Annotated in this window: 13 protein-coding genes; 6 read left to right on the forward strand and 7 right to left on the reverse strand. The window is 29.6% G+C overall.

All coding sequences use genetic code 11. The annotated features are described in order from the left end of the window. Positions 1 to 161: 161 nt before the first annotated feature. From WG950_RS03335 to WG950_RS03350, 4 genes are all read right to left on the reverse strand, one after another. Complete coding sequence (locus WG950_RS03335) at positions 162 to 1,481, reverse strand: LuxR C-terminal-related transcriptional regulator (protein WP_340934143.1); 1,320 nt, start codon at positions 1,479 to 1,481, stop codon at positions 162 to 164. Between the two features lie 176 nt (positions 1,482 to 1,657). After that, entirely contained in the window at positions 1,658 to 4,399 is a 2,742-nt protein-coding gene (locus WG950_RS03340; protein ID WP_340934144.1) for a DNA gyrase/topoisomerase IV subunit A, read from the reverse strand. 223 nt (positions 4,400 to 4,622) lie between these two features. Then, positions 4,623 to 4,817: a hypothetical protein gene (locus tag WG950_RS03345; protein WP_340934145.1), complete on the reverse strand. Its 195-nt coding sequence runs from the start codon at positions 4,815 to 4,817 to the stop codon at positions 4,623 to 4,625. Next, complete coding sequence (locus WG950_RS03350; protein ID WP_340934146.1) at positions 4,818 to 6,677, reverse strand: DNA topoisomerase IV subunit B; 1,860 nt, start codon at positions 6,675 to 6,677, stop codon at positions 4,818 to 4,820. A gap of 218 nt (positions 6,678 to 6,895) precedes the next feature. On the opposite strand from WG950_RS03350, the gene lysA reads away from it, so the two are divergent. The 6 genes from lysA to WG950_RS03380 all read left to right on the forward strand — a co-directional run bounded on the left by lysA (position 6,896) and on the right by WG950_RS03380 (position 14,173). Next, positions 6,896 to 8,140, forward strand: coding sequence for a diaminopimelate decarboxylase (gene lysA, locus WG950_RS03355; RefSeq protein ID WP_340934147.1), 1,245 nt, complete (start codon positions 6,896 to 6,898; stop codon positions 8,138 to 8,140). A gap of 90 nt (positions 8,141 to 8,230) precedes the next feature. Beyond that, on the forward strand, positions 8,231 to 8,842 hold the full coding sequence (locus WG950_RS03360) for a fumarylacetoacetate hydrolase family protein (RefSeq protein ID WP_340934148.1): 612 nt from the start codon (positions 8,231 to 8,233) through the stop codon (positions 8,840 to 8,842). Between the two features lie 10 nt (positions 8,843 to 8,852). Beyond that, positions 8,853 to 9,368 carry a GNAT family N-acetyltransferase gene (locus tag WG950_RS03365; RefSeq protein ID WP_340934149.1) on the forward strand — a complete coding sequence of 172 codons (516 nt, stop codon included), beginning with the start codon at positions 8,853 to 8,855 and terminating at the stop codon, positions 9,366 to 9,368. Between the two features lie 79 nt (positions 9,369 to 9,447). Continuing rightward, on the forward strand, positions 9,448 to 11,571 hold the full coding sequence (locus WG950_RS03370) for a Tex family protein (protein ID WP_340934150.1): 2,124 nt from the start codon (positions 9,448 to 9,450) through the stop codon (positions 11,569 to 11,571). An 18-nt stretch (positions 11,572 to 11,589) separates the two neighbouring features. Then, positions 11,590 to 11,733, forward strand: a complete 144-nt coding sequence (locus tag WG950_RS03375; RefSeq protein WP_154066972.1) for a hypothetical protein — start codon at positions 11,590 to 11,592, stop codon at positions 11,731 to 11,733. Between the two features lie 121 nt (positions 11,734 to 11,854). Next, positions 11,855 to 14,173 (forward strand): DNA topoisomerase 3, encoded by a 2,319-nt coding sequence (locus WG950_RS03380; protein ID WP_340934152.1) that lies wholly within the window; start codon positions 11,855 to 11,857, stop codon positions 14,171 to 14,173. Between the two features lie 153 nt (positions 14,174 to 14,326). Here WG950_RS03380 and WG950_RS03385 read toward each other — a convergent pair whose 3' ends face one another. From WG950_RS03385 to WG950_RS03395, 3 genes are read right to left on the reverse strand one after another with little or no spacing between them, the layout of a single operon-like run. Continuing rightward, a complete protein-coding gene (locus WG950_RS03385; RefSeq protein ID WP_077809049.1) occupies positions 14,327 to 14,545 on the reverse strand; it encodes a VF530 family DNA-binding protein in 219 nt (72 codons plus the stop codon). Further along, positions 14,538 to 15,209 (reverse strand): NAD(P)H-binding protein, encoded by a 672-nt coding sequence (locus WG950_RS03390; protein WP_340934153.1) that lies wholly within the window; start codon positions 15,207 to 15,209, stop codon positions 14,538 to 14,540. The genes WG950_RS03385 and WG950_RS03390 overlap by 8 nt, the downstream gene beginning before the upstream one ends. After that, positions 15,210 to 16,838 (reverse strand): aminopeptidase P N-terminal domain-containing protein, encoded by a 1,629-nt coding sequence (locus WG950_RS03395; protein ID WP_340934154.1) that lies wholly within the window; start codon positions 16,836 to 16,838, stop codon positions 15,210 to 15,212. It abuts the gene before it with no gap. Positions 16,839 to 16,956: the final 118 nt, after the last annotated feature.

The raw sequence follows: 16,956 nt of genomic DNA on the forward strand, positions 1-16,956 counted from the left end.
TTTAATTTAAAATTAAAGGCTTTATTAATAAAGACTGGGGGAATGCTTTTCTTATAGTTCAAATTTAGACAAAAAGTCAGTAATTATTAAAAAAAACAAGGGTGTTTTATGGGTAGTCGACGGGTAGTAAACGGGTAGTAAATCGATGTAAACCTTTGTTTTTACTGGTTTTTATCAATTGTCAGCACCTCTTTCCTACTTTTTATATTTAGTTTCCCGTAAATATTTTTTACATGAAACTTTACCGTATTAATAGATACATTTACCTCTAAAGCAATTTCTTTATTAGACTTACCAATTACAATTAAATCGAAAACCTCTCTTTCTCTAATACTTAAATTCTCTATATCTTTAATTTTAGATTCTTTGTCTATATTACTCGTTAATAAATCTATCTCTTTATTAAAATTAATTATTTCGTTCTTCATGTAAGAATTTCTTTTTCTTAATGTCTTTTCTCTATATACAACTGCAAAAGATAAAGTAACAACTTGCACAAGGCCTCCAATTTTCATATTGAAAGGGGCATTGTCAAAAAATGAAATTCCGAAATTCTTTAGGACTGTAAAATTAATTCCATTAAATAATATAATAACAAATGCAATTGTAAATAACTTAATGTGCGCACTCTTATTAATTAAAAGTACACTTACAATCCAATAGGTTAAAAACAAAAGAAAAGTTAATATATTTAAAATAACAAACAATTCTGATTTTCTAAAGAAATAGAATAGTACTACAAACAAAAATATATTGACTATAATAATATGTGAATATTTTTTTAACCCAGGATAATAATTATCAACTAATAAAAAGTTATGAGCAAACTTAAAAGAGAAAAAACCAAGAAAAAAATAATTGAATAAAATTAAATTATCAATAATAGTATTATTAAAATTAAAAAAGTTAAAAATACCATCTGATGCCAAAAAGGCAAATACTAAACTCATTAGTAAAAAACAGTGATGAATAAAAGAGTTATCTTTAAAGAAAAAATAATAAACAATACTAAAAACAATAATTAAAAAAGCAGCACCATAATAAAAACTGTTAATTAAAATTTGGACACTTTCATCAAAATGATACTCTTCTTCTAATTTTAACTCGACCGGATAATATGCACTATACTCTGAACTAACTTTTATAAAAACAGGATAATCTCTTTGTATTTTATATGAAGTAAATCTAGAATTTTTTATTTTTTCTAATGGCCTTCTATTTTGATATGCTATAGAGTTGTTAGCTCTGTAATTTTTTATTCTAAAAATATAATCCTCTTTAGAATTAGATGCTGGTATTTTAAACCAATAAATAGCGTCTGATTGTTTTTCTAAAATATTATACTCTAACAAATTAAAAGTTTTATCTTCTATATCTAAAACTTCTAAATTGGCTTCAAAATCTTTATAATAGTATATTTCTGACTGAGAAAGGGCAGTAAAAGTAAAAAAGATAAATACTAGTATAAGCTTATTTTTCATGGCTACTTTTCTAAATCTTTAAAAATTGAATGTAAAAGAAATTATTTTCCACAGAAAAACCTAAAAATGAATTTATTGAAATCTTTTACATTACCTAAGGTACAATTTTAAATTTATCTTAACATTATATAGTTAATATTTCATTTTTTTTAACTTAATATTAAGATATTGCCTTATTAAAATAATTTTGTTTGATTCTCATCATCTCTCTTCTTTTCTTCAGCCTTTTTTTTCGCTATCGATTTTTGCAAAGCTATTTTTGCTTTTTCTTCTGCAGAAAGTTCCTCTAAAATTGGCTTTTTTGTTTCAGGTACTGGTACATCAATTGGTAATTTGTCATCTACTGCCTCTTCATTTTCTTGATCTGAACCGCTACTTTCAACCTCTTCCTCTTCTACTTCATATGGTAAAGATTCTAAAAGATTTACATTTTTAATCTTATCTGTAGTTAACTGGTTTCCTTGCGCTTTGATTCCTTTTACAGCTATAAACTCTTCAAAATTAACTTCTTCATTATCTAAACTCCTTTTAGAAAACTGAATTTCTGCTACAGGTCTGTAATCTGTTGCTACAATTTCTAGTTGAGACTTTGCATGTTCTGAAATAAAAACCTCTTCCTTGTCAACTGATTCAATTAAAAATCGTTTTACATAATAACGTTCTTTTTCACCATCAAAATAAATAGCAGAAATTGGTTTTTTAGGTTGCCATTTTTCTAAAACGATCATATCGTCTTCAAAATGCATTGTTAAATCTGGCTTTACAGCTTTTGCTTTACCAGATTGTGTTATAATTAGCAATTTATCTTCTGCTCTAAACTCACCTAAAAGCTCTCCTCTTTCGTCGACATTTAAACGTTGCACTGTATCATCAAACCAAATTTTTCGTGGTTTTAGTGTAGAAACTCCTTCCGATTTAAAATCAATAGATTTAATTGAATACTTTGTAATTCTATTTCCTCTTACTGATCTACCTTTTACTGCTAAATCTGCAAAATCTATATCCCATTTTAATTTCTTAACACTTCCAACAGAACGCAAATTAACTGTTACAACTTCTGCTTCTCCGTTAGGATTTGCAGTAAAATAATGCACAATAGAACCTTTATTTCCGTTTGTTAAATCGTACTCTTTATCTCTTGTAACAGAAGTTACGTTAAAACGTTTCATGTAAGATGGTCCTCTTGCACCATCTCTGTACATAAAATTATAAACAGTTCTTTTATCTTTCTTTTTAAAGACAGCTACGTGTATAACATCTTTACCAACAAAGGTTTTAGAATCTACTTTTGTTACCATCATTTTACCATCTTTTCTAAAGATAATAATATCATCTATATCAGAACAATCTGTTACAAATTCGTCTCTTTTTAATGAAGTACCAATAAAACCTTCTGCTCTATTTACATAAAGTTTGGCATTATTCATTGCAACTTTAGAGGCCACAATATCATCAAATATTCTAATCTCTGTTTTTCGTTCTTTTCCTTTACCGTAAGTATCTTTTAAACGCTTAAAGTAAGTAACTGCAAACTCAATTAAATTATCTAAATGCCCTTTTACCTCTGCAATCTTTTCTTCTAAACTTTCTATAAATTGCTTCGCCTTGTCAATATCGAATTTTGATATTTTCTTAATACGAATTTCTGTTAAACGCGTAATATCTTCTACAGTAATTGCTCTTTTTAAATGTTTTATGTGTGGTTGTAAACCTTTATCAATTGCTTCTATTACACCGTCCCAAGTTTCTTCTTCTTCTATATCTCTATAAATTCTATTTTCAATAAAAATTCTTTCTAAAGATGAAAAATGCCACTGCTCTTCTAATTCGTTTAACTGAATTTCTAATTCTTTTTTAAGCAATTCTACCGTTAAATCTGTAGAGTGCTTTAACATTTCTGATACACCTGCAAATACTGGTTTATTATCTTGAATTGTACAAGCTAACGGAGAAATAGATGTTTCACAATTTGTAAAAGCGTACAACGCATCTATAGATTTATCTGGCGATACGTTGGGTGGTAAATGCACTAAAATTTCTACTTCTGCAGCTGTATTATCTTCTATCTTCTTTATCTTAATTTTACCTTTATCATTGGCTTTTAAAATACTATCAATTAAAGATGTTGTAGTTGTAGAAAAAGGTATTTCTGAAATTACCAAAGTCTTTTTATCTAACTGAGAAATTTTTGCTCTAACACGTACTTTTCCACCACGCTTACCATCATTATAATTGGTAAAATCTGCAATTCCGCCCGTTAAGAAATCTGGTACAATTTTAAAACTTCTTCCTTTTAAATATTTTATAGAAGCGTCTATTAACTCAATAAAATTATGTGGTAAAACTTTTGTTGATAATCCTACAGCAATTCCTTCTGCTCCTTGGGCTAGTAATAACGGAAATTTTACAGGTAAATCTATCGGTTCTTTTCTTCGTCCATCATAAGACAACTTCCATTCTGTTGTCTTCGGATTAAACACAACGTCTAACGCAAATTTAGATAAACGAGCTTCTATATAACGAGAAGCTGCTGCACGGTCGCCGGTTAAAATATTACCCCAGTTACCTTGCATATCGATTAGTAATTCTTTCTGACCAATTTGCACCATCGCATCTGCAATACTTGCGTCTCCATGCGGATGATACTGCATTGTATGACCAACAATATTTGCTACTTTATTGTAACGTCCATCGTCTAAATCTTTCATAGAATGCATAATTCTACGTTGCACTGGTTTTAAACCGTCTTCTAAAGAAGGTACGGCTCTTTCTAAAATTACATACGAAGCATAATCAAGAAACCATTCTTTGTACATTCCTGTAACCTTAGTTATGGTTTCTTCTTGAGGCGAATCTAATTGTTCTCCTTCATTTGTTAATTCTTCTTCGTGTTCGTTTTCGTTTATTTCTTCACTCATGTAAAAAACGTTTATTCGTTTAAGAGTCTATTTATTTATTCTTTGGACGTTTTAACAGGCTTTACGTTATATCTTTTTAGTTTTGTTCTCGATAAAAATTTGCTCATTCTTCACAAATTTACTCGAACTGACAACTAAAAAGGATGCCACTTCAATCCTTAACGCAAAAAATACATATTTACTAAATATCAGTTTTTTAAAAAAATAACATCTAATAAATTCTTTATTTCTTTTCTTTTACTCCTCTAATAATCAACTGCAACGCTAAAGACATCATAGCTGATGATAAAATTCCTAAATAGGCAGAAGCGTTTTCTTTGTAAGATAAATCATTATAATTAACCTGTGTTATCCAGAAAATTAAAATGATTAGAAAAATTATTGAAAATATATTAAAAACTGTCTTTACTTTTTTCATCTATGCTTCGTCTTCTACGTAATCTAATTCTACCTTTAAATTCTCAATAATAAATTTCTGTCTGTCTGGTGTATTTTTACCCATATAAAACTGCAACATTTGTTCTATAGACATTTCTTTATCTAACATCACAGGATCTAATCGAATATCATTACCAATAAAATGTACAAATTCGTTTGGTGAAATCTCACCCAAACCTTTAAATCGAGTTATTTCTGGTTTCCCTCTTAATTTTTCAATTGCCTCTCGTTTTTCTTCATCAGAATAACAATAAAAAGTTTGTTTTTTGTTTCTTACTCTAAATAACGGAGTTTCTAGAATGAACAAATGTCCTTCTTTTATCAATTCAGGAAAAAACTGCAAGAAAAAAGTGATCAATAATAAACGAATATGCATACCATCTACATCGGCATCGGTAGCAATTACAATATTATTATAACGCAAATCTTCTAAACCATCTTCTATATTTAAAGCTGCTTGTAACAGATTAAATTCTTCATTTTCGTACACAATCTTTTTACTTAATCCGTAAGAGTTTAAAGGTTTTCCTTTTAGACTAAATACGGCTTGAGTATTTACATTTCTAGATTTTGTGATAGAACCCGATGCAGAATCTCCCTCTGTAATAAATAGTGTTGTTTCTAGATAGTTCTCTTTTTTAACATCACCTAAATGTATTCTACAATCTCTTAATTTTTTATTATGTAAACTTGCCTTTTTAGCTCTATCTTTTGCTAATTTTCGAATACCAGATAATTCTTTACGCTCTTTTTCTGCCTGAATTATCTTTTTCTGCAGTGTTTCTGCTACATAGGCATTTTTGTGTAAAAAATTATCTAACTTGGTTTTTAGAAAATCATTAATATAAGTTCTAACGGTTGGTAAATCGCCTCCCATATCTGTAGAACCTAATTTGGTTTTTGTCTGACTTTCAAAAACAGGTTCCATTACTTTTATGGCAATCGCAGAGATAATAGATTTTCTAATATCAGAAGCTTCAAAACTTTTTCCGTAGAAGTCTCTAATAGTTTTTACAACTGCTTCTCTAAATGCCGCTTGGTGTGTACCACCTTGTGTTGTATGTTGACCGTTTACAAAAGAATGATATTCTTCTGAATATTGTGTTTTACTGTGTGTAATTGCAACCTCTATATCATCTCCTTTTAAATGAATTATTGGATACAACATGTCCTCTTTATTATTGTTGTCTTCTAATAAATCTTTCAATCCGTTTTTAGAAAAGAATTTTTCTCCATTAAAAATAATGGTTAAACCAGGATTTAGATATACGTAGTTCTTTAGCATTTTAGCTACATATTCATTTCTGAACTTGTAGTTTTTAAAGATCGTTTCATCGGGTACAAATGAAACTTTGGTACCTTTTCTACGCGAAGACTCTTCTAAAAACTCTTCATTTTCTAGATTACCTTGAGAAAATTCTGCTGAAGCAGATTTTCCTTCTCTAGAAGATTCTACTCTAAAATAAGAAGAAAGTGCATTTACAGCTTTTGTACCAACACCATTTAAACCTACAGATTTCTTAAAAGCTTTCGAATCGTATTTACCACCCGTATTCATTTTAGAAACTACATCGACTACTTTTCCTAAAGGAATACCTCTACCGTAATCTCTAACAGTAACTTTACTACCGTGAATAGAAATTTCAATGGTTTTTCCGGCACCCATTACATACTCGTCAATAGAGTTGTCTAACACTTCTTTTACAAGAATATAAATACCATCATCTGCAGAAGAACCGTCACCTAACTTACCAATGTACATTCCGGGACGCATTCTTATATGCTCTTTCCAGTCTAAAGATCTAATATTATCTTCTGTATATTTTGTTTCTTGACTCATATAATCTCTTGCTACTATTGGTTTGGCGTATCGTAAAAATAAGTTTTAAGCACTAAAAAATAAACATTTTTAGCAATTAGTTATCAACATCATTTTAACGAACTAAAACCTAAAAATAAGGGTAAAAATCACAATAAAAAACAATTTGTTGTATTTTTAAACAAAACATAATTTATTAAACAATTTATTTACTTTTGACACTCTAAAATTATTTAAAATTGGAAAGTACACAATTAACAGCGTTGGCAAATAAATACGGAAGTCCTTTATATGTTTACGATACAGACAAAATAGAATCTCAATACAACAGATTAATAAATGCTTTTAGCAGCGTAAAAAACTTAAAGTTAAATTATGCTGTAAAAGCACTATCTAACATTAATATTTTACAGTTTTTCAAAAACTTAGGTTCTGGGTTAGATACTGTTTCTTTTCAAGAAGTTCAGTTATGTTTAGCTACAGGTATAGATCCTAAAGATATTATTTACACACCAAACGGAGTTTCTTTATCTGAAATTGAAGAAGTAGCCAAATTAGGTGTTCAAATTAATATTGATAATCTTTCTATTTTAGAGCAATTTGGTCAAAAACATCCAAATATTCCGGTTTGTGTTCGTATAAATCCACATATTATGGCTGGTGGAAATTCTAAAATTTCGGTTGGTCATATCGATTCTAAATTCGGAATTTCAATACACCAAGTACCACACATTAAACGTGTTGTAGAAAATACCGGAATGAACATTAACGGAATTCACATGCACACAGGTTCTGATATTTTAGATATCGATACTTTTTTACGTGCTTCGGATATTTTATTTGATGTTGCAAGACAATTCGAAAATATAGATTTTATCGATTTTGGTAGCGGATTTAAAGTACCTTATAAAGAAGGTGATATTTCTACAGACATCGAGCAATTAGGTTTACAATTATCTGAAAGATTTAATGAGTTTTGTACAGAATACGGTAAAGATATTACTTTAATGTTCGAACCTGGTAAATTTTTAGTTTCAGAAGCTGGTGTATTTTTAGCAAAAGTTAACGTTGTAAAACAAACAACTTCTACCGTATTTGCACACGTAGATTCTGGTTTTAACCACTTAGTTAGACCAATGATGTACGATTCTTATCATCATATTACAAATATTTCGAATCCTACAGGTAGAGATCGTTATTATTCTGTGGTAGGTTATATTTGCGAAACAGATACTTTTGCATCTAATAGAAGAATTGCAGAAATTTCTGAAGAAGATATTTTATGTTTCCATAACGCTGGTGCTTATTGCTTTTCTATGGCTTCTAATTACAATTCTCGCTATTTACCTGCAGAAGTTATGGTGCATAAAGGGCAAGATTACCTTATCAGAAAAAGACAAACAATTAAAGACATTTTAAACAATCAAGAAACTATAGATTTCTCTAAAACAAAGGCTTCTAAAAAAGAAAAAGTAGAAGCTTAACAAAAATATAAACCATTAAAAATCCACCAAAGCAATTGTTTTTGGTGGATTTTTTTATATTTACTAATCCATAAACAAACAATAACCACAATGAAAATATTAGGAATAGGTAGTAATTATGTTACCGATTTAAAAGACATTGAAGAAAAGAAAAAAGGTAAAAAATTCATCTTTTCGAAACCAGAATCTAGTTTAGCTATAAATCGTGATGTAGCTTACCCAAGTGAAATTACAAACGAGTTAATTTACGAAGTAGAATTGGTTGTAAAAATTGGTAAAGAAGGTAAAAATATTACCAAAGAAGATGCAAACACTTACATTTCAGAAATTGCCGTTGGTATCGATTATACAGCTACGGATATCCTAAAAAACGCGAGAGAAACTAAGCATCCTTGGGAATTTGCAAAAGGTTTTGATGGTGCTGCTCCTATTTCTAGTTTTAAACCTGTTTCTAATTACAATTTAGCAGATATAGACTTCGATTTAAAAATTAACGGAGTAGAAAAACAAAAAAGTAATACAGCTTATATGATAAATGATTTTGCTGATATTATTGTGTTTATTTCTAAATATATGACCTTACAACCTGGTGATTTAATTTTTACTGGCACACCCTCTTTAGGTAAAGGAGAAATCTTTAAAGGAGATCATTTACAGTGTTCTGTAAACGGAGAATTACTATTAGATTTTAAAATGATTTAAGTAAATATTGATGAAGATTAGACTTTCTAAAATTGAAGACATTCCAGAAATTGCTATTATTATTGATGATGCAAAAGCGTATTTAAAATCACAAAAAATAGATCAATGGCAAAACGGATATCCAAATGCAGCACAAGTTGAAAACGATATCAAAAATAATGAAAGTTATGTGGTTGTAAATGATGAAAATAAAATTATGGCAACTTCTATGTTCACTTTAAGAAAAGAACCAACTTATAAGGACGTTATTGATGGTGAATGGATGGTTTCTGAAAATGAAAAATACGGTGTAATTCATAGAATGGCAATAAAAAAAGAATTTAGAAAATTTGGGCTAGCCACTTTTATGTTTCATGAGTTTCATTTACAATTATTAGAAAAAAAAGTTAGAAGTTTAAAAATTGATACACACGAAGATAACCTTAGCATGCAATCTTTATTAAAAAAACTAGGTTACAAATACTGCGGAATTATATACACCAATTACAATGCAAAAAGATTAGCTTTTGAAAAAGTAATTACTTAAAACACAAAATAAAACTATATTTACATCCTCATAAAATTTATTTTTATGAGGTTTTTTTTCGCTTAAACTCAATTTAAAAATGCAGTTACTTCAATATATAACACAACAAACACAATTTTCTTCTAAATCTGTAGAGAATACAATTTCTTTATTAAATGAAGATGCTACAATTCCTTTTATCAGTAGATATAGAAAGGAAATGACAGGTAATTTAGATGAAGTAGAAATAGGCGAAATTGTAAAATTTAAAGAAGCTTTCGAAACTTTAGAAAAACGTAAAAAAAGTATTTTAAAGGCGCTAGAAGAACAAGCTGTCTTAACACCAGCATTAACCGAAAAAGTAAATAATTCTACAGATTTAATTTCTTTGGAAGATTTGTATTTACCTTTTAAGAAAAAGCGAAAAACAAAAGCAGAAACTGCGAGATTACAAGGTTTAGAACCGTTGGCAAAAATGATAATGAGTCAACGTGTGAATGATTTAGAATTTACGGCTTCAAAATACATTAAAAATGATGTTGAAACTCTTGAAGCAGCTATAGAAGGCGCTCGTTATATTATTGCAGAATGGATTAATGAACGTACAGACATCAGAAATAATATTAGACTAGAATTAGAACGTTTTGCTACAATTTCATCCAAAGTAATAAAGTCTAAAAAAGACGATGAAAAAGCACAAAAGTTTAAAGATTATTTTGATTGGAATGAGTCTTTAAATAAAATTCCTTCTCACAGATTTTTAGCAATTTTAAGAGCCGAAAATGAAGGTTTTATCAGAATTAAAATTGAAGTTGATAGCGAAAGATTATTGCAAAGAATTGAAAATAGAATTATTAGAACGCAAAATGAATGTTCTGCACAAATAGAATTCGCTATTAAAGATGCCTTTAAACGATTACTATATCCTTCTTTATCTAACGAGAGACTTTCACTAGCAAAAGAAAGGGCAGATAATGATGCTATTTTAGTGTTTTCTAAAAACCTAAAACAATTACTTTTAGGAGCACCTTTAGGTGAAAAAAGAGTCTTAGCCATCGACCCGGGTTTTAGATCTGGATGTAAAATAGTATGCTTAAATGAATTAGGAGAATTAATGCATAACGAAACCGTTTTTCCGCATGAACCTCAAAATAAAAAAATTGAAGCCATTCAAAAAATTAGTTCGTTAGCAGAAGCATATAAAATTGATGCTATTGCTATTGGTAATGGTACTGCATCTCGTGAAACTGAACAATTGGTCAAGAAAATTCAATTTAAAAATACTGTTGATGTTTTTGTTGTTAGTGAAGCTGGTGCTTCTATTTATTCAGCATCAAAAATTGCAAGAGACGAATTTCCTAATTACGATGTAACCGTTCGTGGATCTGTTTCTATAGGTAGGCGTTTGCAAGATCCGTTGGCAGAATTGGTTAAAATTGATGCTAAATCGATTGGTGTTGGCCAATACCAACATGATGTCGATCAAACTAAATTAAAGAAATCTTTAGATGCAACTGTAGAAAGTTGTGTAAACACCATCGGAGTAAATATTAATACGGCAAGCGAATCTTTATTAAGTTATGTCTCTGGAATCGGGCCAAAGTTAGCTGAAAACATTGTAAATTACAGAAATAAAAATGGTTCTTTTTCTTCTAGAAACGACATAAAAAAAGTACCTCGTTTAGGAGGTAAAGCTTTTGAGCAAGCGGCAGGTTTTTTAAGAATTAAGAATGGTAAAAATCCGTTAGATGATTCTGCTGTGCATCCAGAAAGTTATGCTTTAGTAGATAAAATTGCAAAAGACAATAAGATAAAAGTTGCAGATCTTATTGGAAAATCTGATTTGATAAAGCAAATAAATCTAAAAAACTATATTACAGAAACCATTGGTTTGCCAACTTTAACAGATATTGTAAAAGAATTAGAAAAACCTGGTTTAGATCCAAGAGAAAAGGCCAAAGTTTTCTCTTTTGATGCAACTATTAAAACAATTTCAGATTTAAGAATCGGGCAATTATTACCCGGCATTGTAAATAACATTACCAATTTTGGTTGTTTTGTAGACATTGGTATTAAAGAAAGTGGTCTAATTCATGTTTCTAATCTATCGGATACTTTTGTAAAAGATGTAAATACTATTGTAAGTTTGCAACAACAAATTATAGCAAAAGTTTTAGAGGTTGATGTTGTGAGAAAACGAATTCAATTAGCTTTAATTAAATAACATTTTTATTCTTAAAATATGAGCAAAAAAGAAAAAACAGCGTTATGGGATGACTTAACGGATTCTCAAAAGAATGAAATACAACAAGAAGTTATTAATTCTAATAAAAAGAAAAAATCTACTTGGGAAGATCTTAAAAAAGAACTGTCTAAGCTGAAATAAAATTTAGATAATAGGTATGTAAAGTTTAAATTATATAAAACTTCAAATTTATTAACAATCGTAAAAAGAGCTTAATTAAATATATAATTATTTACTACTTTCGACCACACAAAAATAATTAATGAAAGTCTGCATCGCTGAAAAACCATCTGTAGCAAGAGAAATTGCTAACATTCTAGGAGCCAACACAAAACGTGACGGTTTTTATGAAGGAAATGGTTATGCGGTAACTTATACTTTCGGGCATTTGTGTACACTTTTAGAGCCTAAAGATTACAAACCACACTGGAAAAGTTGGGATTTGAACAACTTACCAATGTTACCAGATCGTTTTGATACAAAAGTTACTGGAGATTCCGGAATTAAAAAACAATTTAACATCGTAAAATCTTTATTCGAAAAAGCAGATGTTATTATAAATTGTGGGGATGCCGGTACAGAAGGAGAACTGATACAACGTTGGGTAATTAACCAATGTAATTATAAAGGTAAAGTAGAACGTTTATGGATCTCTTCTCTTACAGAAGAAGCTATAAAAGACGGATTTAAAAATTTAAAACCTGCAGAAGATTACGATAATTTATATTATGCAGGTTATTCTCGTGCTATCGGAGATTGGTTATTGGGTTTAAATGCAACTCGTTTATATACAGTAAAATTTGGCGGCTTTAAACAAGTTTTGTCAGTTGGTAGAGTGCAAACTCCTACGCTAGCCATGTTGGTAAACCGTTATTTCGAAATACAAAATTTTAAACCACAACCTTACTGGGAACTGCAAACTACCTACAGAAATACGCTGTTTAATTATGAAGATGGACGGTTTTTAAAGAAAGAAGATGGTGTAATTTTAGCAAATAAAGTTGCAGAATCAGATTTTGAAATTGTTTCTGTAACGAAGAAGAAAGGAAAAGAATATGCACCAAAATTATTCGATTTAACAGGTTTGCAAGTATATTGTAATAACAAGTTCGGTTTTTCTGCAGACGAAACTTTAAAAATCGTACAGAAATTATATGAAATGAAAGTAGTAACCTACCCAAGAGTAGATACTACTTTTTTACCAAACGATTTGTATCCAAAAATACACGGTATTTTATCTAAATTAACCAATTATAGCGAATTAACACAACCACTTTTAGGTCAGAAAATCAAAAAAACAAAGCGTGTTTTTGATGATAAAAAAGTTACAGATCACCATGCAATAATTCCTACAGGAATTCAAGGTAATTTGCAATACAACCAACAACAGGTTTACGATATTATTACAAGAAGATTTATTGCAGTATTTTATCCAGATTCTGATGTTTCTAACACATCTGTAATTGGTAAGGCAGCAGAAGTTCCTTTTAAAACAACCGGAAAAGAAATTTTAAATAAAGGTTGGCGTGTTGTTTTTGAAACTAAAGAAAGTAAGGTTAAAAAAGAAATGAATGAGAAAATGACGTTGCCTTCTTTTGTAAAAGGAGAAAAAGGAACTCATGAACCTTCTTTTTTAGAAAAAGAGACAAAACCACCAAGAAATTACACAGAAGCAAGTTTATTACGCGCCATGGAAACTGCAGGAAAGCAAGTTGATGATGACGAAATGCGCGAATTAATGAAAGAAAACGGAATTGGAAGACCGTCTACAAGAGCAAGTATTATAGAAACTTTATTTCGAAGAAAATATATTGAGCGTAAGAAAAAACTGGTATTACCAACACAAACTGGCATCGATTTAATTAATATTATTGACAACGAATTATTAAAATCTGCCGAATTAACCGGACTTTGGGAAAAACGTTTGAAAGAAATTGAACGAGGCGATTTTAACGCAGGAACGTTTATCAATAATATGAAAAAAATGGTTGATGAGTTGGTGTATGAAGTCCGTTCTAATAAATCTAAAAAAAGAATTTCTTCTGCAAACACAAATCAAGTAAAGCAAACAGAAGCTGCGAAACCAAAAGCTAAATCGAAAAAAGAAGTTACGGGTAAAACCTGCCCAAAATGTAAAAAAGGAAAGCTTTTAAAAGGTACTTCTGCTTATGGCTGTTCTGAATACAAAGCTGGTTGCGACTTAAAAATACCTTTTGAAATTTACGGTAAAAAAGTTTCTGAAAATCAAACTATTCGATTAATTGATAAAGGTTGTACAACAAACTTAAAAGGTTTTGTTTTAAATGATAATAAAGTTGATGGTTTAATAAGGTTTGATGAAAATTTCGCTTTAAAACTAGAACCTAAACAACAAGCTGTTAAAAAAGTTGCCACAAATTCTTCGGATACAATTAGCTGCCCGAAATGTAAAAAAGGAACAGTTTTAAAAGGAAAAACGGCTTACGGATGTTCTAATTACAAATCTGGTTGTGATTTTGTTTTTACATTCGAAAACATAAAAAAAATAGCCAATGGGCAACCTTTAACTAAAGAATTGGTTCTTAGTATTATTTCTAAGTAAAGTAAAATATCGTTTGCAGATATTTAATTTAATTACTTAAATGGTTAAAGTTCACAAATAATTCTAGCCCTGATTGTAGCATTTGTTTGAGCTCTTTTTTCTTTTTCTGAAAAAAAGCGAGTGCGAAAAGCAGGAAAAAGCTTCAAAAAAAAATTATAACATATTTCTTTCGTAAAACTTTTCTACTTTTTCTCTAGCCCAAGGTGTTGTTCTTAAAAACTTTAAAGAAGATTTATATGTTGGGTTATTTCTAAAAGCATTTATGTTTAATCGATCTCCTAATTCTTCCCAACCATATTCTTTAAACAATTGTTCTAAAATTGTTGCCAATTTTATACCGTGCATTGGGTTGTTTGGTTGTTCTTTACTCATTATTATTAGAATTTGCTATCGTTAAAATTAAGTCTGAATTTATAATTGATTTGTTATTAGAAGTATTTGCGACCGTTTTCATACAAGTTGCAATTTTATCTGGATGAATCATTTTGAACTTTTTTAAAGGCCCGATAAACAACGGATTTAAGAGTTTCATAATTCCTTTACCGATACTTTCTCCTAAACGAAACTCATCTCTTTTACCACCAATTAAAGAAGGTCTTAAAATATGTGTGTTTTTTATTTTTTGACCTAAAATATCTCTTTCCATTTCGCCTTTAATTCTGTTGTAAAATACAGAACTTTTTGCGTCTGCGCCCATAGAAGACATCACTACAAAAGTAGCAATATTGTTTGCTTTGGTTAATTTTGCGGCAGTAACAGGTATGCCATAATCTATAGATTTGTACTTTTCTTTGTCTTTTGTTTTTGCCGCTGTTGTGCCAATACAACAAAACACTTGATCTGCTGTAAAAAGTGTTTTTTGCGCTTCTAACGCAAACATATCTATTAAATGCTCTTCTATTTTACTTGATGATATATTTACAGCACTTCTAGAAAAAAGTTTGATTTTTGTATAAGAAGCATCTGCAATTAACTTTTGTAAAAGTAAATTACCCGTTAAACCTGTTGCACCTAATATGATTGCTGTTTTACTCATTTATTTATCTAAATCTGGTAAAACAAAATCGTCTAAGACAGACTTTTTAGCCATCATTTTTTCGATTTCTTCTACGGTTCTTGGTGCTTCGGCAGAAAGGTTTTTAGGCCCACTTTTAGTTATCAAAATATCATCTTCTATTCTAATACCAATTCCCCACCATTTTTTATCGCAGTTACTTCCTTCCGGAATGTATATTCCTGGTTCCATAGTAACCACCATATTTTCTTCAAAATTACCATAATTTCCTGGATCGTGCACGTCTAAACCAATATGATGTGAAGTTCCGTGAGGATAATATGGATGTTTTTCGTCAATAGATTTTATAATGCCCAATTTAAACAAACCTTCGTCTACAATTTTCTTAGAAATTAGATTTGGTTTCGCCATACTTTCTCCTATCTTATAAGCCGCAATACCTGCTTCTTGAGCCTTGTAAACTATTTCGTAAATGGCTTTTTGTTCTTCTGTAAACTTACCGTTTGCCGGAATTGTACGGGTTACATCTGCCGTATAACCTCGATACTCTGCGCCTAAATCCATTAAAACTAAATCGTTACCAACTTTTGTTTTATTATTTTCTATATAATGTAATATACAACCGTTATTTCCTGCACCAACAATAGAAGGATATCCTTCATATTCTGCACCATATTTTTTATAAACAAACTCGTGTATACCTTGTAATTCTGTTTCAGACATATGAGGTTTCATGGCTTTCATTACTTCTACTTGCCCAATTGCAGAGATTCTTACTGCCTTAGTTAATAAAACCAATTCTTCTTTTGTTTTAACCTCTCTTAAAGTTGCTAAATTTCTAGATAAAAAAGTTACATCAATATTTGTTTTAGCATTTAATTTTAAGGCTATCTTTTGCTGTAAATCTTTCTTTAAATTAACATCTGTAGCTTCTTTAAATTTCATTAAATCCTCATCATTTTTTAAAGATGCATCATAAGCAACTGCTCTACCAATTATCTGCGCAACATTTGCACTGTTTTCTATTGGTGTAGATTTTACCATTTCGTAAATCTGCTTTTTTAATGGTGACAAAAAGTTTTTTGGATTAAAATCTGCTTTTTCTTTAAAAGACAATACTAAATCATACACCTCTGCTTTTTCTCTGGCAGAATTTCTATAATCGTCATTAAATTTTTCGATAAAAACTCTATCAAATTTTTTAAAATCTAGTTTATCATTTATAAAATCTTCGCCATTTTTTGCTACTTTAAAACCTAATTCATTTATTGCTCCTTCGACTCCTAACCTTTTACCATTCCATTGTTCTGCTCTTTTATTTTTCTTTTGAACATATAAAACTTCGTTATAAACTAATCCGTTTTCATCGGTTTGATTTTCAGAAAACAAAACTAAAACTCCGTTTGGTTCTCTATAACCAGTTAAATAATAAAAGTTAGGATCTTGATGAAAAACATAATCAACATCATTAGCTCTGTTTCTTAAAGGGTTTGCAAATACTACGGCTACAGAATTTTTTGGCATTTTTGCACGTAAAGCATCTCTTTTACTTTTATGAAAATCTTTGGATAAAAAATCTGATGGTGTTTGTGAAAATCCGTTGCATGTAATTGCTAAAAAAGCAATTAAAATAAATTTGAATGGCTGCATTGTAGCTGATTTATAAGTTGTTTACCCAAATGTAACATTATTTATTTTTTAGTTAAAAATATTAACAAAATATTAGTGATTGATAATTGCGAATTTTTCAATAATTTAGCGCTAAATT

This window comes from Polaribacter marinaquae, from assembly GCF_038019025.1.
In the GTDB taxonomy this organism is placed as follows: Bacteria; Bacteroidota; Bacteroidia; order Flavobacteriales; family Flavobacteriaceae; genus Polaribacter; species Polaribacter marinaquae.